This is a genomic window from Ralstonia chuxiongensis (assembly GCF_024158925.1).
GTDB classification, from domain to species: domain Bacteria; phylum Pseudomonadota; class Gammaproteobacteria; order Burkholderiales; family Burkholderiaceae; genus Ralstonia; species Ralstonia chuxiongensis.
This window is the reverse complement of the sequence record NZ_JAMYWC010000002.1, coordinates 501,516-523,515: the sequence shown is the minus strand read 5'-3', so window position 1 is coordinate 523,515 and position 22,000 is coordinate 501,516. Positions and strand designations below refer to the sequence as shown.

The following is a 22,000-nucleotide window of genomic DNA, read 5'->3' as shown; positions in this document are numbered from 1 at the left end:
ATGCCGACGCTAGAAACCAAGCTGAACCCCCGCGCTGAAGACTTCAAGGCCAACGCCGATGCCATGCGCGCGCTCGTCGCCGACTTGCGCGACAAGGTTGCACGCATCACCCAGGGCGGCGGTGAAGACGCCCGCGCCAAGCACCTCGCCCGCGGCAAGCTGCTGCCGCGCGACCGCGTGCAGCAACTGCTCGACCCCGGCACGCCGTTCCTGGAGTTCTCTCAGATGGCGGCGTACGGCATGTACGACGACGCCGCACCTGGCGCCGGCATCATCACCGGCATCGGCCGCATCTCGGGCCAGGAATGCGTGATCGTCTGCAACGACGCCACGGTCAAGGGCGGCACGTATTACCCGATGACGGTGAAGAAGCACCTGCGTGCACAGGAGATTGCCGAGCAGAACCACCTGCCCTGCGTCTACCTCGTCGATTCGGGCGGCGCCAACCTGCCGAACCAGGACGACGTGTTTCCTGATCGCGATCACTTCGGCCGCATCTTCTACAACCAGGCCAACCTGTCATCGAAGGGCATTCCGCAGATTGCAGTGGTGATGGGCTCGTGCACCGCCGGCGGCGCCTATGTGCCGGCGATGAGCGACGAATCGATCATCGTGAAGGAACAGGGCACGATCTTCCTGGCGGGCCCGCCCCTGGTGAAGGCCGCCACGGGTGAAGTCGTCAGTGCCGAAGATCTTGGCGGCGCCGATGTGCACACGCGCCTCTCTGGCGTGGCGGATTACTTCGCCAACAACGATTCGCACGCGCTGGCGCAAGCGCGCAGCATCGTCGCGCACCTGAACCGCCGCAAGCCGGAGCAGGTGCAAATCCACGCGCCGGTCGAGCCGCGCTTCCCCGCCGAAGAACTCTACGGCGTGATCCCGACCGACACGCGCAAGCCGTTCGACGTGCGCGAAGTCATTGCCCGCATCGTCGACGATTCTGCGTTTGACGAATTCAAGGCGCGCTACGGCACGACGCTGGTCTGCGGCTTTGCGCGCATCTGGGGCTACCCGGTCGGCATCATCGCCAACAACGGCATCCTGTTTTCAGAGGCTGCCCTCAAGGGCGCGCACTTCATTGAGCTGTGCTGCCAGCGCAAGATTCCGCTGGTGTTCCTGCAGAACATCACCGGCTTCATGGTCGGCCGCAAGTACGAGAACGAAGGCATCGCCAAGAACGGCGCGAAGATGGTGACGGCGGTGGCCACGGCGCAGGTGCCGAAGTTCACGGTCATCATCGGCGGCTCGTTTGGCGCGGGCAACTACGGGATGTGCGGTCGGGCGTATTCGCCGCGCTTCCTGTGGATGTGGCCGAACGCGCGCATCTCGGTGATGGGCGGCGAACAGGCCGCAAGCGTGCTCGCCACCGTGCGCCGCGACGGCATCGAAGCCAAGGGCGGTCAATGGAGCGCGGATGAAGAAGCGGCCTTCAAGGCACCGATCCGCGACCAGTACGAGCGCCAGGGCCATCCGTACTACGCCAGCGCGCGCCTGTGGGACGACGGCGTGATCGACCCGGCCGACACACGCAGCGCGCTGGGCCTGGGGCTGTCGGCCAGCCTGAACGCGCCGATCGGCGACATGAACTTCGGCGTGTTCCGCATGTAAGCGGGCCGTCCATCGACCAGGGAATTTGCAGTGAACAGCATCACCGCGCGAACGTGGCGCAGCGCCTTGGCAGCCTTCGGCTGCGCGCTGCTGCTCGCGGCCGCGCATGCGAGCGAGACCACGCCGTCCGGCATCAGCGAGACCATCGTGGAGGTGCCCAAGTCTGCGGGCATCTTCACGCTCAAGCTGGAGACGACCATCTACAAGCCGGCCGGCGACGGGCCGTTTCCGCTCATCGTGCTCAACCATGGCAAGGCGCGTGGCAAGGCGGCATTCCAAGCGCGTGCCCGTTACAGCGAGCAGGCTGCGGCGCTGGTCGCACGCGGCTACGTGGTGGCCATTCCGATGCGGCAGGGGTTTTCCAAATCCGGCGGCGCGTACATCGGCAGCGGCTGCAACGTCGAAGCCAACGGCATCATCCAGGCCGAAGACGTGGTGGCCGCCCTCGACTACATGACCGCGCAGCCGTACGTGGACCGCAACCGCATCGTCGTCATGGGCCAGTCGCATGGCGGCCTGACCACGCTGGCCTTCGGCACCATCGCCTACCCCGGCGTGCGTGGGCTGGTGAACTTTGCCGGCGGCCTGCGCAACGACACCTGCGTCGACTGGGAAGGCAACCTCGTGCGCGCCTTCGAGACGTACGGTCGCCAGTCACGCTACCCATCGCTCTGGTTTTACGGCGACAACGACAGCTACTGGCCCAAGCCGATGCCCGACAGAATGTTCGCTGCCTACACCAGTGCCGGCGGCAAAGGCCGGCTGGTGGATTTCGGCAACTTCAAGAGCGACTCGCACGGCATGTTTGCAAGCCATGCAGGGCTCGCCATCTGGCTGCCGCAGGTGGATGCCTTCCTGCGCGAACTCGGCCTGCCGGCAGGCCCGGTGCAAGCGGTGGCACCGGGCAGCAACGCTGAAGCCTCCGGCGCAGACGACCCCAAGTCCGACACCAACAAGGACCCCGAATGAACGCTTTCGAGACCCTCGCCTTCGCGCAGCACGGCGCCGTCGCCACGCTCACGCTGAATCGGCCCGACGTGCGCAACGCCTTCAACGAAACGGTCATCGCCGAACTGACCGGCGCGTTTCGCGCACTGGCCAATGAGCCGAGCGTGCGCGCCATCGTCCTGTCGGGCAACGGCCCTGCGTTCTGCGCGGGTGCCGACCTGAACTGGATGAAGAAGATGGCCGGCTACTCGGATGACGAGAACCGCGCCGACGCGCTGCGCCTGGCCGAAATGCTGCGCGCCATCTACACCTGCCCCAAGCCAGTCATTGCGCGCGTGCAGGGCGACACGTATGCCGGCGGCGTCGGCCTGGTCGCCGCGTGCGACATCGTCGTTGCCGTCGACACGGCCAACTTCTGCCTGTCGGAAGCAAAGCTCGGCTTGATTCCGGCCACCATCAGCCCGTATGTGATTCGCGCCCTGGGCGAGCAGGCGTCGCGCCGCTACTTCATCACCGCAGAACGCTTTTCGGCTGCCGAAGCGCATCGCCTCGGCCTCGTGCATGAACTGGTGAACGCGGATGCCCTCGACGCCAAGGTGGCCGACATCACGGCCGCGCTCGTCGCCAACAGTCCGAACGCCGTGCGCGAGAGCAAGCGGCTCGTGCGCGAGGTGTCTGGTGCTGCGGTCAACGACGCACTGCTGGCTGATACCGCTGAACGCATCGCCGCCATTCGCGCTTCGGAAGAAGGCCGCGAAGGCGTGCAAAGTTTCCTGGGCAAGCGCAAGCCGAACTGGCTGCTGCCGGCCTGATCCGCATAACAACGAAACCACGCATCACTTGAAGGAAGTCCTCATGCAATCCACTCCGCTCAACTTCGTTCCGAACGCCGCCAAGGCGCCCGTCACGCCAGGCCAGGCGCCCGACGCGCGCTGGAGCCGCGAAGCCATCGAAGCGCTGTTCGCGCTGCCGTTCAACGACCTGCTGTTCCAGGCGCAGCAGGTGCACCGCGCCAACTTTGATGCGAATGCGGTGCAACTCTCGACGCTGCTGTCCATCAAGACCGGCGGCTGCCCCGAAGATTGCTCGTACTGCCCGCAATCGGCCCGCTACGACACCGGTGTCGAGGCGGAAAAGCTGATGCCGATCGACGCCGTGCTCGAAGCCGCATCGCGCGCAAAGCAGAACGGTGCGAGCCGCTTCTGCATGGGCGCAGCCTGGCGCAATCCGAAACCGCATCAGCTCGATGCCGTGGCCGACATGGTGCGCGGCGTGAAGGCGATGGGGCTGGAAACGTGCGTAACGCTGGGCATGCTCAAGCAGGAACAGGCCGCGCAACTGAAGGACGCGGGCCTGGATTACTACAACCACAACCTCGACACCGCGCCCGAGTTCTACGGCGAGATCATCACCACGCGCACGTACCAAGACCGGCTCGACACGCTCGAGCACGTACGTGACGCCGGCATCAACGTGTGCTGCGGCGGCATCGTCGGGCTGGGGGAATCGGTGCACGAGCGTGCGGGCCTGATCGCAGAATTGGCGAACATGGAGCCGTATCCGGATTCGGTGCCCATCAACAACCTCGTGAAGGTGGAAGGCACGCCGCTGGCGGGCAATGAAGAACTGGACCCGTTCGATTTCGTTCGCACGATTGCTGTGGCGCGCATCACGATGCCCAAGGCGATGGTGCGGCTGTCCGCTGGCCGCGAGGCGATGGACGATGCCTTGCAGGCGCTGTGCTTCATGGCGGGCGCCAACTCGATCTTCTATGGCGAGAAGCTGCTGACGACGGACAACCCGGAGGCGGATGCGGATCGGAAGCTGTTGGCGCGGCTGGGGATGCGGGTGGAGGCGCAGGATCACATGCATCATGAATCGCATGCGGGGTCGCAGTCTTCGCATTGCCATATCGACATTACGCCTGCCGACTGATGTTTTTGGTGTGGGGATGGTTTTTTTGTTGGTGGTCCATCCCCCTTTCGCGCCCTGCCGGGCCCGACTCACTTTCTTTGTCTTGCCAAAGAAAGTAAGCAAAGAAAGGCGCGCCCGAGATGGCGAAAGATTCCTTGAATTTATGTCGCAGAGAGGGAGAGGAGGCAAACTCGCTTCGCTCAAACAGCCTCCTCTCTTTTTCCTCTCTGCAACAGAAATTCAAGGCGCCATCTAGGGCATCAACGGCCCCACCATCGCAGTGCAAACGCAGTGGTGGGTACGCGGCAAGACGCGGAGCGAAGCAAACGGCAACACAGCAACAAACAAGCGCCTGACAGGACATGCACACCAACGGTTTGGCCGTTGACGTTCCTGCCCTTGATGGCGCCTTGAATTTGTGTAAGCGGGCGGAAAAAAGATGGGGAACTGTCTGAGCGCAGCGAGTTTTCCCCATCTCCGCCCGGTTACACAAATTCAAGGAAGGGGTCGCCATCTTGGGCGCGCCTTTCTTTTGCCTACTTTTCTTTGGCAAGACAAAGAAAAGTAGGTCGTGCCCGGCAGGGTACGAAACAGGGATGCACCACCACCGCCCGCCCCGGCAGGGGATGAAACAAGGGATGCACCACAAGTGCAAAAGATGCAGACAGAAAGCACCGGAGACACACACCAATGATCACCAAGCTCCTCATCGCCAACCGAGGCGAAATCGCCTGCCGAGTCGCCGCCACCTGCCGCAAGCTTGGCATCCGCACAGTCGCCGTCTATTCCGATGCCGACGCCAATGCCCGCCACGTTGCGGCCTGCGACGAAGCCATCCACATCGGTGAGCCCGCCGCCCGCGACAGCTACCTGCGCGCCGACCGCATCCTCGAAGCCGCGCGCGCCACCGGCGCCCAGGCCGTCCACCCCGGCTACGGATTCCTCTCGGAAAACGAAGCTTTCGCCAAGGCCTGCGCAGACGCCGGCATCATCTTCGTCGGCCCGCCGGCCTCGGCCATCGAAGCCATGGGCAGCAAGAGCGCGGCCAAGGCGCTGATGGAAAAGGCCGGCGTGCCGCTCGTCCCTGGCTACCACGGCGACAACCAGGACGCCGAATTCCTGCGCACGCAGGCTGATCGCATTGGCTACCCGGTGCTCATCAAGGCGAGTGCGGGCGGCGGTGGCAAGGGCATGCGCGTGGTGGAATCGAGCGATGCATTTGAAGCCTCGCTGGCCTCCGTCAAGCGCGAAGCCTCCTCCAGCTTTGGCGATGACCGCGTGCTGATCGAGAAGTACCTCACGCGCCCGCGCCACATTGAAATCCAGGTGTTTGCCGACAGCTTCGGCGGCGCCGTCTATCTGTTCGAGCGCGACTGCTCGGTGCAGCGCCGCCACCAGAAGGTGCTGGAAGAAGCCCCCGCCCCCGGCATGACGCTGGACCGTCGCCGCGCGATGGGCGAAGCCGCCGTGGCTGCGGCGCGCGCCGTGGGCTACGTGGGTGCTGGAACGGTCGAGTTCATCGTCGACGAAGACGGCACGTTCTACTTCATGGAGATGAACACGCGCCTGCAGGTCGAGCATCCGGTCACCGAAATGATCACGGGTGAAGACCTCGTCGAATGGCAATTGCGCGTGGCCTCCGGCGAGCCGCTGCCGCGCGCGCAGGACGAACTGCACATCCACGGCCACGCGCTGGAAGCACGTATCTACGCAGAAAACCCCGAGCGCGATTTCCTCCCGTCCATCGGCACGCTGAAGGTGCTGCGCACGCCGGCGGCGGTGGAATTTACCGTGGGCGCGCAGGCCAATGGCGAACCCGCCGCCGTGCGCATCGACGCGGGCGTGCGCGAAGGCGATGCCATCAGCCCTTATTACGATCCGATGATCGCCAAGCTCATCGTCTGGGGCCGTGACCGTGAAGAAGCGCTCGCGCGCATGCTGCAGGCGCTGGGCAGCTTCCACCTGGTGGGGCTGTCGTCCAACGTGGCCTTCCTGCGCCGCCTGGTCGCATCGAAGCCGTTCGCGACCGCCGATCTGGATACCGGCCTGATCGCGCGCAATCACGACACGCTGTTCCCGGCAGCCCCGGCCGTGCCGCAAGACGCCATCGCCCTGGCCGTGGCTGCGCTGCTTGCCCGCGAGGCACGCAGCCTGCGCACGGACACACGCGATCCGCATTCGCCGTGGGCGCGCGGCAGCGGCTGGCGTCTGAACGGCGCGGCTGAGCGCACGCTGCGCTTCTCCCACGGCGAACAGGCCGTCGACGCCACGCTCGTCTACGGCCGCGACGGCTCGCGTCTGAAAGCAAACGGGCATGAAGCGCCCTTCACCTCGCAGCGCCACGCCGAGACCTTCACCACCGCACTGGGCTCGCACAAGGCGACCGGCCAGGTGCATGTCGATGGCGACGTCTTCCACGTCTTCACCGGTGGCGCGCACTGGACGCTGGAGCGCCACGACCCGCTCGCCCATGCAGGCGAAGCCGACGACGAAGGCGGCAAGCTGACCGCGCCGATGCCCGGCAAGGTCATCGCCGTGCTGGCCGCGCCAGGGCAGACCGTCACCAAAGGCGCACCGCTCGTCGTGATGGAAGCCATGAAGATGGAACACACGCTCACCGCACCTGCCGACGGCGTCGTCGAATCCGTGCTCTATGGCGTGGGCGATCAGGTGACGGAAGGCGTGCAGCTGCTGGCGTTCAAGCCGGCGGAGTGACGGCTGAATGACGCGCGAGCGGGCCGCAACGCGCGTTGCCGGCCCCTGCTACACTGCTTGACGTATACGTCAACTACCCGCACTGAAGTCGCCCCACATGCACATCCAGATCTACACGCCCGACGGCAAGCCCCAACCCTGGCTCGACGGTTTTGCGCAGGCACTGCCTGAGGCACGGCTGTCGGTGTGGGAGCAAGGTGCGGCGCAGGACGCTGATTACGCCGTGGTCTGGCAACCGCCCGCCGACATGCTGCGTGATCGCCGCGATTTGCGCGCGGTGTTCAACCTCGGGGCGGGCGTCGATGCCATTCTCGGCCTGCGCGCGCAATCGCCCGATGCCATTCCGGAAGGCCTGCCGATCGTGCGCCTGGACGACGCCGGCATGGCCGCGCAGATGGGCGAATACGTCACGCACGCCGTGCTGCGCTTCTTCCGCCGGCTTGATGAATACGAGCGCCAGCAGCAGGCCAAGATGTGGCGTTTCCTCAAGCCGTTCAACCGCGACGAGTTTGTCGTCGGCGTGCTGGGCCTGGGCGTGCTTGGTACGCACATCGCCAAGACGCTGGCGGGCTTCGGCTTTCCGGTGCGTGGCTGGAGCCGCTCCGCCAAGCACGTCGAGGGCGTCGATTGCCGTGCGGGCAGCGATGCCCTGCCCGGCTTCCTTGCCGGCACGCGCATGCTGGTGAATGTGCTGCCGCTGACCGCCGACACGGAAAACGTGATCGACGCAAAGCTGCTCGGTCAGCTCGCGCCGGGCGCGTTCGTTGTCAACGTGGCGCGCGGCAAGCATCTGGTGGAAGACGACCTGCTGGCCGCCGTGCGCAGCGGCCACATTGCCGGCGCCGCGCTCGACGTATTCCGCACCGAGCCGCTGCCCGCCGACCATCCTTTCTGGACCGAACCGCGCATCCACATCACGCCGCACATTTCGGCGCTGACGCTGCGTGAGGTCAGCATTGCCCAGATCGCGCGCAAGATCCGCGCGCTGGAAGCCGGCGAACCGATTGCCGGCATCGTCGATCTGCAACGAGGTTACTGAGATGAGCTACCCGCATTTCGTGAAAGTGGTCGAGGTCGGCCCGCGCGACGGTCTTCAGAACGAGAAGGCGCCGGTTTCCACCGACACCAAGGTCGAACTGGTGAACCGGCTGTCCGAGGCCGGCTTCGTCAACGTGGAAGCCGCGTCGTTCGTGTCGCCCAAGTGGGTGCCGGCCATGGCCGATGGCGCCGACGTGATGGCGCGCATCCAGCGCCGGCCGGGCACGCTGTATTCGGTGCTCACGCCCAACATGAAGGGTTTCGAAGGCGCTTCTGCAGCAGGCGCGGACGAGATCGTGATCTTCAGCGCCGCCAGCGAGGCCTTCGCGCAGAAGAACATCAACTGCACGATCGCCGAATCGATCGAACGCTTTGCGCCAGTGGCCAAGGCCGCCAAGGATGCAGGCATTCGCGTGCGCGGGTCGATCTCGTGTTCGCTGGGCTGCCCGTATCAGGGCGAAGTGCCGGTGTCGTCGGTGGTGGACGTCATCAAGCGCATGGCCGACCTGGGCTGCGACGAGATCGACATTGCCGACACCATCGGCGTGGGCACCGCCGGGCAGGTGAAAACCGTGATGGAAGCCGCTGCGGCGACGTTCCCGATCGACCGCCTCTCGGGCCACTTCCATGACACGTACGGCCAGGCGCTGGCCAACATCCTCGCCAGCCTGGAAGTCGGCATCGCCATCTTCCACGCATCGGTGGCGGGGCTTGGCGGCTGCCCGTATGCCAAGGGCGCCACCGGCAACGTGGCCACCGAAGACGTGCTGTACCTCCTGCACGGCCTGGGTATCCGCACCGGCATCGACCTGGACAAGGTGGTGCTGGCGGGCGACTTCATCTCGCAAGCCATCGGCCGCCCCACCGCCTCGCGTGCAGGCCGTGCGCTGCTGCTCAAGCTGCAGGACCAGATCGCCCAGGCCTGCATCTGAAACCCAATCAAGAACAACGACGATGACCGCTACCGATACAAACGCCCCGCTGCCTGAATCTGCCCAACGCGTGGCCGACCACCTGCGCACGCTCGGCTACGAAAAAGCCATCGTGATGCTGCCGGCCACCGGAAAAACGTCTGCCGAAGCGGCTGCCGGCCTGGGCTGCTCGGTGGCGGAGATTGCCAAGTCCATCATCTTCCGTCGCGCGGAAGACGATGTGCCGGTGCTGGTGATCGCCAGCGGCACCAATCGTGTCGACGAGGCAAAGGTTTCCGCGCACGTGGGCGCGCTGGCCAAGGCCGATGCGAAGTTCGTCCGCGAGAAGACCGGTTACGCCATCGGTGGCGTGTGTCCGGTGGGGCATGCAGTCAAGCCGGTGATGCTGCTCGACCGCGACCTGTTCCAATACGACAGCGTGTGGGCCGCAGCCGGCCACCCGCACGCCGTGTTCAACCTGACGCCCGCGGAACTGGAAGCCATGACGGGCGCACCTGTGGCCGACATCGCCCAGCGCGACTGATCGAACACGCATGGACACCTGCACCCGCGCGCAACTGAAGCTCTCGCTCGGCAAGCTGCGCAATAGCCGCGCGCAGGCCGAGCGCGCCCAGCCGGTGTCGTCGCCGTGCATCAGCGTGTGCAAGATGGACGAGGCGCACGGCCTGTGCATCGGCTGCATGCGCACCATCGACGAAATTGCCGCCTGGTCGACCATGAACGACACCGCTCGCCTGGCCGTGTGGAAGACCTTGCCCGAGCGCGCCTGCGCCTGGCTCAACGAGACGCCCTGCGCCTGAGCGCCCATCACCATGGCCGAACACGACATCGTCACCTTTCCTGATTCGATGCGCGTGTTCGAGCGCGGCTGGCTGTCGTCCAACAACATCCTTTTCTTCGATGACGAAGCGCATGGCGGCTGCGCGCTGGTGGACTCCGGCTACCTCACGCACGCGCCGCAGACCGTGGCGCTGGTGCAGCACGCGCTGCAAGGCAGGCCACTGCGCCGTTTGCTGAACACGCACCTGCACTCCGACCACTGCGGCGGCAATGCTGCGCTGCAGGCCATCTACGGCAGTCACACGCGCGTGCCTGCGGCGCAGATCGACGACGTGCGCCGCTGGGATACCGACGCCCTCAGCTACGGCCCCACCGGCCAGGAATGCGCACGCTTCTCGTTGCCCGATCGCGATGCCGACGCTGGCCTCGCCGACGGCATGACGTTGCGTCTGGGCGGCCTCGACTGGCAAGTCATCAGTGCACCTGGGCATGACCCGCACGCGGTCATCCTCTTCAACCCCGATACGCGCGTGCTGATCTCTGCCGATGCGTTGTGGGAGCGCGGCTTTGGCGTGATCTTTCCCGAGCTTGAGGGCGAAAGCGGCTTTGCCGAGCAGCAGGCCATTCTTGAGCGCATCGCGCAGCTCGACGCGCGCGTGGTAATTCCCGGACACGGCCGGCCGTTCACCAGCGTCAACGCCGCGATTGACGCATCGCTGGGGCGGCTTGCGTATCTGCGTGCAGACCCGGAACGCAACGCGCTGCACGCCATTCGCGTGCTGGTGAAGTTCAAGCTCCTGGAGCAGCAGGCGCTGTCGCACGACGCGCTGTTTGCGTGGTTCACGCAGACCACGCTGATGCCGCGCTTGCAGGCGCGCTTCTTCGCAAGCCAATCGATGGAAACGTTGGTGGATGCTGCGATCGCGGCGCTGGTCAAGGCAGGCGCCGCCACGGTCGAACACGGCCGCATCCTGAACCGCGATTGACATGCCGCGCGGTGGCGATGCCCCGCTACAATGCAGCGACGCCTCTTCTCTTCGCCTGGGCATGCCGAAACCCGCCACATCCAATCCGCCCGAATCCGCCACTGAAGCCGCCACTGAAGCAGAAGCGCCGCGCCGCAAGCGCGGCCGCCCCGCGCAGGATGCCAACGAGGGCTTGCGCCGCGCGTTGATCGAGCAATCGGCCAGGCTATTCCGCGAGAAGGGCTACGGCAACACCACGGTGCGCGACATTGCCGCCGCCACGGGCGTCCATGCGGGCAGTTGGTTCTACCACTTCAAAACCAAGCAGGACATCCTGCAGGCCGTGATCGAGCACGGCTTGACTGTGGCGCTGGCGGATATCGAAGCCATCGATATCGACGACCTGCCGCCACGCGAGGCGATGCGCCAACTCGTGCGCGCGCACCTCTACACGATCCTTGCGCCCCACCAGGATTTCATTCCGGTGATGCTGTACGAGTGGCGCTCGCTCGATGCGCATGCGCAAGAGCGCATCATCGCGCTCAAGGACCGTTACGAAGACATCTGGACGCGCGTGATCGACCGCCTGCGCGCCTCGGGCGAATGGGCACACCCGACGCCTGTCGACCGCCTGCTGATGTTCGGCGCGCTCAACTGGACAGCGCAGTGGTATCAGGCAGGCGCGGGCATCAGCATTGACGCGCTGGCCGACCAGGCGGTGCTGTTCATCCTGCGCACGCCGCCCCAGCCGGCGGCTTAGCACTCCTAGCGCGCGTCGCCTTCGAACAGTGCCTGGTTGGCGCTGCGCAGCACGTGCTTCTGGATCTTGCCGGTCGCCGTCATGGGCAGCTTGTCAACCACGGCGATGTGCTTAGGCACCTCAAAGCTACCGAGATGCTCTCTGCAATGCGCCTGCAGCGCGGCAGCATCGGCTTGTGCGTCGGGCTTGAGGCAGACGAACGCTGCCACCGCTTCCACCCAGTGCACATGCGGCAAGCCGACCACCGCGGCGTTCGCCACGGCCGGGTGCCGCAGCAACACTTCTTCCACCTTGACCGAGGGCACGTTCTCACCGCCGGTCTTGATCATGTCCTTGATGCGGTCCTTGAACTGGAGCTGGCCGTCGGCATCCCACATGCCGAGATCGCCCGTGTGGTGCCAGCCGAAGCGGCGCGCATTGGCGGTGGCCTGCGGGTCCTTGTAGTAGCCGAGCATGACGTTGGGGCCGCGATGCACGATCTCGCCCAATTGGTTCGGGCCGAGCAGATTGCCTTGATCGTCCATGATCGCCGCCTCGTTCACCATGCAGGGCCGGCCCCAGTAGTTCCCGGTGCGCTGCAGTTGCTGGTCGGGCGCGAAGTACATCGTCATCGGGAAGATTTCGGTCTGACCGGAGCCGAGCGCAAAGTTCGGACACACCTCGGCAATCAGGCGTTCGAGCAGCGGCTTGGCCATCGGGGCCATCGCATACAGGCATAGGCGCAGGCTGGACAGATCTCGCTGCGCACGCAGCGGATGGTGCAGCAGCGCGGCGTACATGAGCGGCAGGCCGAACAGTTGCGTGATGCGCTCGTTGGCAATCGCATCGAGCAGCGCTGCCGGATCAAAGCCGCGCTGTACGACGAGCGTGGCGCCCACCATCATCGCGGACGCGGCGGTCGCAAACTGCGCGCAGTGGAACATCGGCAGCAGGCACGAGAACACGTCGGTCTCGTTCAGATTCAGGCCGGCGATGTTGGACATCAACGCGGCATGCACCGAGCGGTGCGAGTGCATTGCGCCCTTCGGCCGGCCGGTCGTGCCGCTGGTGTACATGATGAGCGCGAGATCGCGATCGTCGATCACCACGGCGGGCAGCGTATCGGCGTGGCCTTGCAGCGCTTGCTCCACGGTTTGCGGGCCATCGGCAACCGGTGCGCCGAAGCATTGGTGCGCGGGTAAAGCAAGCGCCGACAGCGTGTCACGCAGCGCCGGGTACAGCGCCGCGTCGATCACCACGTGCCGCGCCTCGGCATGTTCGAGGATATAGCGCACATCGTCCGAGCCGAGCATCGCGTTGATCGGCACCCACACCAGCCCCGCCTTGAGAATGCCGTACGCGGCCACCAGGAACTGCGCCGAGTTGCCACACACCATCGCCACCTTGTCGCCGGGCGCGAGGCCGCTTGCAAGCAGCGCGTGCGAATAGCGATTGCTGTCTGCGTTGAGTTCGCCATGCGTCATGCGACGCGGGCCATCGACCAGCGCGACCTTCGCGCCGAACTTGCGTGCACTGCGATGCAACGTATCGCCCAGCGTCACCCGGTTCAGCAGGTTGGCTTCAAGCGTGGTGTCTGGCGTGGCTTCGGACATGGGACGTCTCCTATGGACTGCATTGACCGCATGAACTGCACGACGAAACGATGGATCAGGACGGCAGTGCAGCCGTCAGGCCGCGGCAATCTCCATCAGCAACCCGCCGGGCGCAACCTGTGCACCGACTTGGGTGAATAACCCTTTCACCTCGCCTGCGAGCGGCGCGGCAATGCTGTGTTCCATCTTCATCGCCTCGACCACCAGCAGCACCTGACCGGCGCAGACCGCCTCGCCTTGCACCACGTGCACGGCAACCACGCGGCCGTTCATCGGGGCGCTGATCCGGCCGCTGCCGGCTTGCGCGCCGTCACGCTCTGCCTTGGTGTATGTGGCGTCGATGGCGATGTGCTCGACGCCATTCAGCACGAAGTGGCATGCGTCGCCGGTGAAGGCGTAGTCGACCGCGTGGAGCGTGTCGCCCAGCGCAAGCGTGACGCGGTCATTGGCCGCTGACACAAGGGCCACCTGAGTGGCACCGCCGTCCCAAGTCAACTCCCATCGCTGCGCACCGAGCGCACGCACACGCATCTCGATGGCCTCGCCATCAAGCAAGAAGCGGCACAGCGTGGGATACGTGCGGCTGCTGGCCCAGCCGTGCAGTTCTGCGGGATAGCGGCGTGCGGTGTCCTGGCACAGGTGCGTGAGCAGCACGGCAGCCGCTTGGCAAACCGCTGCATCAGGTACGGCCGCATGACGCATCGCCGCGGGGAAATGCCGGTCGATGAACGCGGTCGACACATCGCCGGAAAGGAACGCCGGATGCGCCACGCAATCGCGTAGAAACGCCCGGTTGGTCGGCAGACCCAGCAGCAGGCAATCGTCCAAGGCGTGCGCAAGACGTCGGCATGCATCGGCGCGGTCGGTGCCGTGCGCCACGATCTTGGCAAGCATCGAATCGTAGTACGGCGAGACGACGAGCCCGTCGGCCAATGCATGGTCCGTGCGGACATCCTGCGGCGCACGCCATCGGGCAACAGTGCCGCTTTGCGGCAGGAAATCCTGCTGCGGGTCTTCTGCGCACAGGCGCACTTCGATGGCGTGCCCGCCCTGCGCGCGACGTGCATCGATGGCGTCTTGCGCGAGCGGCAACGGCTCGCCAAGCGCCACACGCAGCTGCCACTCGACCAGATCGACGCCGATCACCGCTTCGGTCACCGCATGCTCCACCTGCAGGCGCGTGTTCATCTCCATGAAGTAAAACGCGCCGTCCGGGGCGAGCAGAAACTCCAGCGTGCCCGCACCCACATAGCCGATCGCGCGCGCCGCCGCCACCGACACCGCGCCCATGCGCGCACGCAACTCGGGCGATACGGCAGGCGATGGCGATTCTTCAATCACCTTCTGATGCCGGCGCTGCACCGAGCAATCACGCTCGCCGAGGTGAACCACGTTGCCATGCGTATCGGCAAACACCTGAATCTCGATATGACGCGGCTCGACGATGGCCTTCTCCAGGATCAACTCGCCCGAGGCAAATGCGTTCTCTGCTTCGGAACGCGCAGACTGCAGCGCCGCCGCAAAATCCTCTGCACCGTCCACGCGGCGCATGCCGCGCCCACCGCCGCCAGCGGCCGCCTTGATCATCACCGGGTAGCCAATGCGTGCGGCTTCCTGCGCCATGCGCTCAGCGGATTGATCTTCGCCCTGATAACCCGGCACGCACGGTACGCCAGCGGCTTCCATCAGGCGCTTGGCGCCGGCCTTGTTGCCCATTGCGCGGATGGCATCCGCAGGCGGCCCGATGAAGACGAGGCCCGCGTCTGCGCAGGCATTGGCAAAGGCGTCGCTCTCCGCAAGGAAGCCGTAGCCGGGGTGTATAGCCTGCGCGCCCGACTTGCGCGCGGCCTCCAGCAATGCCGCAATGTTCAGATAAGACGCTTGCGATTGCGATGCACCAATCGGCAACGCAAGATCAGCCGCGCGGCAGTGCGGGGCATCGCGGTCAGCCTCGGAATACACGGCAATGGTGCGCATGCCAAGGCGGCGCGCCGTGCGCATGATGCGCAGTGCGATCTCGCCCCGGTTGGCGATGAGGATCGAGCGGAATGCGGCATGCGAGGCGGTCATCGCTCAGCCCTTCTTGCCCGGCAGCGTGTTCATGTATTTGCAGATGATGCCGAGCATCACCTCGTCCGCGCCACCGCCAATCGAGCCCAGACGCCCATCGCGGTAATAGCGCGAGACCGGGTTTTCCCACGTGAAACCCATGCCGCCCCAGAACTGCAGGCAGGCATCGGGCACGATGCGCGCAAGGCGCCCGGCCTTGAGCTTGGCCATCGATGCCAGCTCCGTCACGTCCTGCCCCTGGATGTACAGATCGCACGCGCGATACGTGAGCGCGCGCAGCGCTTCCACTTCCGTCTTCAACTCGGCCAGCTTGAAGTGCACCCATTGGTTGTCGAGCAGGCTGGCCCCAAACAGCTTGCGCTCGCGCGCGTACTCGGCGGTGGCCTCGATGCACATCGTCATCGTCGCCAGGCTGCTGGCCGCGGCCCACATGCGCTCTTCCTGGAACTGCAGCATCTGGTACGTGAAGCCCTTGCCTTCCTCACCGATGCGGTAGCGCTGCGGCACGCGCACGTCGTCAAAGTAGATGAGACCGGTGTCCGACGAATTCATGCCGATCTTGCGGATCTTCTTGCCGACTGACACGCCCTTCGTATTCATCGGCACGATGATGAGCGACTTGTTGCGGTGGGCAGGGTCGTCCGACGTGTTGGCCAGCAGGCACATCCAGTCGGCCTGCAGGCTGTTGGTGATCCACATCTTGCTGCCGTTGATGATGTAGTCGTCGCCGTCCTTGCGCGCAGTGGTCTTGATGCTCGCCACATCGGAGCCCGCGCTCGGCTCCGACACGCCCACGCACGCCACCGCATCGCCACTGATGGCGGGCGCCAGGAACTGCGCGCGCAGCGCGTCCGAACCGAAGCGCGCCAATGCGGGCGTCGCCATGTCGGTCTGCACGCCAATCGCCATCGGCACGCCGCCGCAGTGAATGTGGCCAAGCGTCTCGGCCATCGCCATCGCATATGAATAGTCGAGGCCCAGGCCACCAAACTCGGTCGGCTTGGCGATACCGAGAAAACCCAGCTCGCCCATCTTCTTGAAGAGCTGCTTGGCAGGGAACATCTCCGCTGCTTCCCATTCATCGACGTACGGGTTGATGTCGCTGTCGATGAAGCGTTTCAAGTTGCGCTGCAGTTCCTGATGCTCGTGGGTGAAATGCATGGTGTCTCGCTCCGGTTGTCCTGGGCTGTTCGTGTATGGGTTCGGGGTGGCTACGGGCGTGCAACGCCAAACTGGATCGGATGCAGCGTGCGGCGGCGCGCTTCGTCGCAGACTCCAAGCACGCAGGCGAGCACCTTGCGCGTGTCGCGCGGGTCGATCACGCCGTCGTCCAGCAATCGGCCCGAAATGGTGAACGCGTCGGACTGCCGCTCGAACGTGTCGATCACCTTGGCGCGCATCGCTTCGATGGCTTCATGGTCGACGGTCTGTGTCTTGCGTTGCATGCTCGCGGCCATGACCGTCGCCATCGTGCCGGCGGCCTGCTCAGCGCCCATCACGGCCGTCTTGGCGTTGGGCCAGCTGAAGCAGAAATCCGGAAAGAAACCGCGCCCCGACATGCCGTAGTTGCCCGCGCCAAACGACGCACCGCAATGCAAGGTGATACGCGGCACGGTGGCGTTGGCCATGGCCTGGATCATCTTGGAGCCGTGCTTGATCATGCCGGCCTGCTCCGACGCCTTGCCGACGATGAAGCCGGTGGTGTTTTGCAGATACAGCAGCGGCGTGTCGGACTGGCAGCACGCCTGAATGAAATGCACCACCTTGGTGGCGCCCGCCGGGTCCAGCGGCCCGTTGTTCGTGATGACGCCGACGCGCATGCCGCAGATTGCCGCGTGCCCCGTGATCGTCGCAGGGCCGTAGTCTGGTTTGAACTCCAGAAAATCCGATCCATCGGCAATGCGGGCAATCACCTCGCGCATGTCGAGCGGTTTGCGGTGATCGGTCAGCGCGATGCCAAGCAGTTCCTCCGCATCAAAGCGCGGCGGTGCGTAGGGCCGATCCACTGCCGGTACATCGCGGTTCCAGTCGAGCGCTGCAACAAGTTCGCGTGCGATCCGCAGTGCATCGGCATCGTCTTCGGCCAGGTATTCGGCAAGGCCCGACGTGCTGGCGTGCATCTGTGCGCCGCCCAGTTCTTCTTCGGTGGCGATCTCACCCGTGGCCGCTTTCAGCAGCGGCGGACCGGCGAGAAAGGCACGCGCGCGGTCCCGCACCATGACCACGTAGTCCGACAGGCCGGGCATGTATGCGCCGCCCGCAGTGCTCGACCCGTGCACCACGCTGATCACCGGAATGCCCGCCGCCGACAGCCGTGCGAGCCAATAGAAACCGCTGCCACCATGGATGAAAGTCTCCACGCGATAGGTCAACAGGTTGGCGCCGGCCGATTCGACGAGGTGGATGAACGGCAGCTTCTGCTCCAGCGCAATGGCCTGAGCACGCTGGAACTTCTCGATGCCCATCGGCTGCACGGCACCTGCGTCGATGCCCGCATCGTCAACGATGATCATCGCGCGCACGCCGCTCACCCAGCCGATGCCTGCGATGAAGCCGCCGCCAGGAATCGAGCGCGCCGGGTCTGTGTGGTCGAGGCAAAAGCCGGCCAGCGTGGACAGCTCCAGAAAAGGCGCGCCGGCGTCGAGCAGACGACCAAGCCGGTCACGCGGCAGCAGTTGCCCGCGCTGCTCGAAGCGCGCGCGAGAAGCTTCGGACTTGTCGCGTGTGCGGTCTTCCAGCGTGCGCAGCCGGCCGACAAGTTCCATGAGCGCGGCGTGGTTCTGCCGGTACGCGTCGCTCTGCGGCACGATGCGCGATTCAAGCGCCGGCATTGCGGCCCTCCTCGCTTTGCAGCACCTTGGGAGTCACGGCCAGGTGGAAGCCGTTGAACGGCTCGGCGCCATGACGCGGTGCCGGCATGGGCGACCCGGGCCGCACGTTCGGGCGGCCGCCATCCACGCGCAGCGTCGTGCCAGTGATGAACGCCGCGGCTTCCGAAAGCAAATACACGATGGCCGACGACACCTCCGCCTCGGTGGCAAAGCGCCCAAGCGGCACGGTCGAAGGCATGCTGCGGATGGTCTCGGCCATCCACGGCGGATACGCGTCCATGCCCGACGACGCCACGTAGCCGGGCGCCACCGCGTTCACGCGTACGCCGTACTGAGCCCACTCGAACGCGGCCGTCTCCGTAAAGTTGACCATGCCCGCGCGCGCTGCGCCGGAGTGGCCCATGTTCGGCATGCCACCCCACATGTCGGCGACGATGTTGACGATCGCGCCGCCGTGCTGCTGCATCGCCTGGTTCAGGCACTCGCGCGCCATCAGGAAACCGCCGGTCAGGTTCGTCTGCACCACCGCTTCCCAGCCCTTGGCAGAGATGTCCTTGAGCGGCGCCGGAAACTGGCCGCCGGCATTGTTGACCAGCGCATCGATGCGGCCGTGCTCTCCGTAGATTTGCGCAACGGTGGCTTGCGCAGCGGCCTCGTCGCGGATATTGCAAACGTAGGTGTGCGCGGTGCCGCCGGCTTCGACAATCTCCGTGCGCACGGCGGCAAGCTTCTCTGCATTGCGCCCCACCAACGCGACCGCCGCCCCCAGCGACGCCAACTCATGCGCCGTGCACCGGCCGATGCCGCTGCCGCCACCCGTCACCACGGCCACTTGCCCCTGAAACAGCCCCGGTCGAAAGACTGAGCGATACATGGTTCTCTCCCTGAATGCGCGCGTTAGGCCCTTAGGCCCAGCCGAGCTGACGCGCGGCAAGATCGCTGAGGATTTCCTCGGCGCCGCCGCCGATCATGTAGACCTTCACTTCACGATAGATGCGCTCCGACTTCGTGCCGCGCATGAAACCCATGCCGCCAAGCAGTTGCACGGCCGTGTCGGCGCAGAACTGCAGGCCTTGCGTGGCGAAGTTCTTCAGCATGCACAGTTGCGCGACCGGTGAATCGCCGGCCTGCATGCGGTGCATCAGGTCTTCAAGCAATGCGCGGGTGGCTTCGATGCGCGTGGCCATCGCCACCAGCTTCTGCCGCACGACTTGATGCTGCACGAGGCGCTTGCCGAACGTTTCGCGCTGCGTGGCCCATTCCACGGCTTCGGCCAGGCACGTGCGCGCCAAGCCGTAGGCTTGCATCGCCAGCGCCAAGCGTTCGTGGTTGAAGTTGCGCATCACCAGCTCGAAGCCGCGGTTTTCCACGCCGAGCAGGTTGCCGATGGGCACGCGGCAGTTGTCGAAATGCAGCTGCGCCGTGTCGGAGCACCACCAGCCCATTTTTTTGAGCGGCGTGCGCGTCAGGCCCGGCGTATCGCCCTCCACGAGCAGCACAGAAATGCCACCGCCCCCCGCGCCGCCCGTGCGCACGGCCACGGTGATGTAATCCGCGCGCATGCCGGAGGTGGTGAAGATCTTGCTGCCGTTGACGACGTAGTGATCGCCGTCGCGCACCGCACGGGTGGTGAGATTGGCAACGTCCGACCCGCCCGAAGGCTCGGTGATGGCGAGCGCGCTGATCTTCTCGCCCGACAGGATTTGCGGCAGCACACGCGCCTTCAGTTCTGCCGATCCTCCCGCCACGATGGGTGGCGCACCGATCGTGTGGCTGAACAGCGATGCGAGCAAGCCGCCGCTGGCCGCCCGCGTCAGCTCTTCGATCATCGCCAGTTCCAGAAACAAATCACCCTGCGTACCGCCGTGTTCCTCCGGAAAACCGATGCCGAGCAAGCCAAGGTCGGCCGCCTCGCGATACAGCGCACGCGGAAACGTCTCGGCCTCTTCCCATGCATCGATGTTTGGCATCACGGCCTTGTCGACAAAGCGGCGAACGGTCTCACGAAACGTATCGTGGTCGGCATCGAAACGGGCAGACGGCAGCAGGCCGGAGAGCATGATCGCCTCGTCAATCAAGGGTGGTCGGCCGGCACGCGCACCGGCATCGTCAGCAGCACCTGCGCCATGCCCTTGCCGAGCGGGTCGTTGCGCAGCGAGGCCATGCCGCCACCGCCCAACGCCTGTTCGCACACGAAGTTGAGCGCGTGAATGCCGGGCAAGTCGTATCGCGTGACGCGCCCCCTCACGACATGCGCGAGGTACGCCGCGACGGCGTCTTCCGTCAATTGCGCGCGCAGCAACGGCAGGTCTTCAGGCCGACGCGCGATGACGCCGATATTGGAGATGTCGCCCTTATCGCCGCTGCGGGCATAGGCGAGTTCGATGAGGGGAACTTCGCGCGTTGGGCCGGCCGGCAAGGCATCCGATGCAGCTGCCGCGGTGGATGCCTCGAGTGCGGCACCGCCCGTCGGCACGGCAATGTCGAAGCCATCCCCGCCCAGCAATGTCACGCGCGCCTGCACGCGCGCCTTGTCGATCAGGAAGGCGTATTGCTTGATGGCGGGCACCACGCTTGGCCGCCCACCTGCGCCCGTCGTGCCCGGCGCCCACGACGTACCCGCCGGCGCGATCTCGCGCGCGAACAACTCCAGCGCCTGCTTGCTCGGATGCGTCACCGCCAGCCACATCACCGATTCGAAACGGGGCACGTTCGGCTGGTGCGGCCCGAACAGATACGCCGAACCGAGCGTCTCGATATGCGTTGCGCTGTAATCCGGCAGACCAAGCTGGCGGAACAGACCGCGCGTGCGTTCCAGAATCGCCTCGGCCGTGCGGCGCGCCTTGCGATCGGCGTCAATGCCGACGATGGTGAGCTGGCCGGTCGCGCGGTAGCCCTCGGCATACGTTGCGCTCACCTTGTAATCGGGCGTGGGCGCAAGGCCGCGTGCGCCGCGCACTTCCACGCGATGCTCGCCTGCCTGCGCCATCGTCACCTGCGTGAAGTCGCACACCACATCGGGCAACACGTAGCGCGCCGGGTCGCCAATTTCGTAGAGCAGTTGTTCGCCCACGGTAGCGGGCGTCACCAGACCGCCCGTGCCGTCGGGCTTAGTGACAACGAAGCTGCCATCGGCCCGGCATTCGACGATGGGGTAACCGCTGTGCGCCCAGTCGGGCACCGCTTCCCAATCGGTATACAGGCCGCCGGCACCCTGGCAACCGCATTCAAGGATGTGCCCGGCGAGGCTGCCGGCGGCAAGGCGATCGTAATCATCGATTGCCCAGCCGAAGTGATGCATCAGCGCGCCAAGGGTGACGGCGCTGTCGACACATCGCCCTGTGATGACAACCTGCGCGCCCGCGTCGAGCGCCGCCTTGATCGGCAATGCGCCCAGGTACGCGTTGGCGCTCACCATCTTGTCGGGCAAGGGGCGACCGCTCTGCAGTTCGTGCACACCTTCGTCGCGCAGGGCGGGGAGCAGCGGCAAGACGTCGTCGCCTTCCACCACAGCAATGCGCACGCGCACGCCCAGCTCGTCGGCCAACGCCTGCAGCGCGGCGGCGCATCCGCGCGGATTCACGCCGCCCGCGTTGGCGATGATGCGGATGTTCTGCGCCAGCGCATCCTTGAGCACCGCGCGCATCGCCACGCTCACAAAGTCGGTGGCGTAACCCAACTCGGCGTTCTTCATGCGCGCGCTGGCCAGCAGCGACATGGTCAGCTCGGCCAGGTAATCGAAGACGAGGAAGTCGAGGCGGCCCGAGGCGACCAGCTGCATCGGGCCCGTAATGCTGTCGCCCCAGAAGCCGCTGGCGCCACCAATGGAAATGGTGTCCTTGCGCAT

The 22,000-nt window shown here is 65.6% G+C and carries 18 protein-coding genes; 11 read left to right on the top strand and 7 right to left on the bottom strand.

The window, feature by feature from the left end; all coding sequences use genetic code 11:
• From NKG59_RS07050 to NKG59_RS07000, 11 genes are all read left to right on the top strand, one after another.
• Complete coding sequence (locus NKG59_RS07050; RefSeq protein ID WP_253536077.1) at window positions 1-1,608, top strand: carboxyl transferase domain-containing protein; 1,608 nt, start codon at window positions 1-3, stop codon at window positions 1,606-1,608.
• A 30-nt stretch (window positions 1,609-1,638) separates the two neighbouring features.
• Window positions 1,639-2,577: a dienelactone hydrolase family protein gene (locus NKG59_RS07045; RefSeq protein WP_253536075.1), complete on the top strand. Its 939-nt coding sequence runs from the start codon at window positions 1,639-1,641 to the stop codon at window positions 2,575-2,577.
• Complete coding sequence (locus NKG59_RS07040; RefSeq protein WP_024976848.1) at window positions 2,574-3,368, top strand: enoyl-CoA hydratase/isomerase family protein; 795 nt, start codon at window positions 2,574-2,576, stop codon at window positions 3,366-3,368. The genes NKG59_RS07045 and NKG59_RS07040 overlap by 4 nt, the downstream gene beginning before the upstream one ends.
• Window positions 3,369-3,411: 43 nt before the next feature.
• Window positions 3,412-4,491, top strand: a complete 1,080-nt coding sequence (gene bioB / locus NKG59_RS07035; protein ID WP_253536073.1) for a biotin synthase BioB — start codon at window positions 3,412-3,414, stop codon at window positions 4,489-4,491.
• Between the two features lie 669 nt (window positions 4,492-5,160).
• On the top strand, window positions 5,161-7,185 hold the full coding sequence (locus NKG59_RS07030; RefSeq protein ID WP_253536071.1) for an acetyl/propionyl/methylcrotonyl-CoA carboxylase subunit alpha: 2,025 nt from the start codon (window positions 5,161-5,163) through the stop codon (window positions 7,183-7,185).
• 97 nt (window positions 7,186-7,282) lie between these two features.
• On the top strand, window positions 7,283-8,224 hold the full coding sequence (locus NKG59_RS07025; RefSeq protein WP_253536069.1) for a 2-hydroxyacid dehydrogenase: 942 nt from the start codon (window positions 7,283-7,285) through the stop codon (window positions 8,222-8,224).
• A 1-nt stretch (window position 8,225) separates the two neighbouring features.
• Complete coding sequence (locus NKG59_RS07020) at window positions 8,226-9,155, top strand: hydroxymethylglutaryl-CoA lyase (RefSeq protein WP_253536067.1); 930 nt, start codon at window positions 8,226-8,228, stop codon at window positions 9,153-9,155.
• Window positions 9,156-9,177: 22 nt separating this feature from the next.
• Window positions 9,178-9,678, top strand: coding sequence for a YbaK/EbsC family protein (locus tag NKG59_RS07015; RefSeq protein ID WP_045202349.1), 501 nt, complete (start codon window positions 9,178-9,180; stop codon window positions 9,676-9,678).
• A gap of 10 nt (window positions 9,679-9,688) precedes the next feature.
• Window positions 9,689-9,955, top strand: a complete 267-nt coding sequence (locus tag NKG59_RS07010; RefSeq protein ID WP_045202347.1) for a DUF1289 domain-containing protein — start codon at window positions 9,689-9,691, stop codon at window positions 9,953-9,955.
• 12 nt (window positions 9,956-9,967) lie between these two features.
• Window positions 9,968-10,921, top strand: a complete 954-nt coding sequence (locus NKG59_RS07005) for an MBL fold metallo-hydrolase (RefSeq protein WP_253536065.1) — start codon at window positions 9,968-9,970, stop codon at window positions 10,919-10,921.
• Window positions 10,922-10,982: 61 nt separating this feature from the next.
• Window positions 10,983-11,660: a TetR/AcrR family transcriptional regulator gene (locus NKG59_RS07000; protein ID WP_045202551.1), complete on the top strand. Its 678-nt coding sequence runs from the start codon at window positions 10,983-10,985 to the stop codon at window positions 11,658-11,660.
• A 5-nt stretch (window positions 11,661-11,665) separates the two neighbouring features.
• Here the strand turns inward: NKG59_RS07000 and NKG59_RS06995 are convergent, their stop codons facing one another.
• From NKG59_RS06995 to NKG59_RS06965, 7 genes are all read right to left on the bottom strand, one after another.
• Entirely contained in the window at window positions 11,666-13,252 is a 1,587-nt protein-coding gene (locus NKG59_RS06995) for an AMP-binding protein (protein ID WP_253536063.1), read from the bottom strand.
• Between the two features lie 75 nt (window positions 13,253-13,327).
• Window positions 13,328-15,322 carry an acetyl/propionyl/methylcrotonyl-CoA carboxylase subunit alpha gene (locus tag NKG59_RS06990; protein ID WP_253536062.1) on the bottom strand — a complete coding sequence of 665 codons (1,995 nt, stop codon included), beginning with the start codon at window positions 15,320-15,322 and terminating at the stop codon, window positions 13,328-13,330.
• A 3-nt stretch (window positions 15,323-15,325) separates the two neighbouring features.
• Window positions 15,326-16,483, bottom strand: a complete 1,158-nt coding sequence (locus NKG59_RS06985) for an acyl-CoA dehydrogenase family protein (protein WP_253536060.1) — start codon at window positions 16,481-16,483, stop codon at window positions 15,326-15,328.
• A gap of 50 nt (window positions 16,484-16,533) precedes the next feature.
• Complete coding sequence (locus NKG59_RS06980; RefSeq protein WP_253536058.1) at window positions 16,534-18,153, bottom strand: acyl-CoA carboxylase subunit beta; 1,620 nt, start codon at window positions 18,151-18,153, stop codon at window positions 16,534-16,536.
• Window positions 18,140-19,027: an SDR family oxidoreductase gene (locus tag NKG59_RS06975; protein ID WP_253536057.1), complete on the bottom strand. Its 888-nt coding sequence runs from the start codon at window positions 19,025-19,027 to the stop codon at window positions 18,140-18,142. Before NKG59_RS06975 ends, NKG59_RS06980 begins: the two co-directional genes overlap by 14 nt.
• Window positions 19,028-19,058: 31 nt before the next feature.
• Window positions 19,059-20,213, bottom strand: coding sequence for an acyl-CoA dehydrogenase family protein (locus NKG59_RS06970; protein ID WP_253536055.1), 1,155 nt, complete (start codon window positions 20,211-20,213; stop codon window positions 19,059-19,061).
• Window positions 20,214-20,227: 14 nt separating this feature from the next.
• Complete coding sequence (locus NKG59_RS06965; RefSeq protein WP_253536053.1) at window positions 20,228-22,000, bottom strand: acyclic terpene utilization AtuA family protein; 1,773 nt, start codon at window positions 21,998-22,000, stop codon at window positions 20,228-20,230.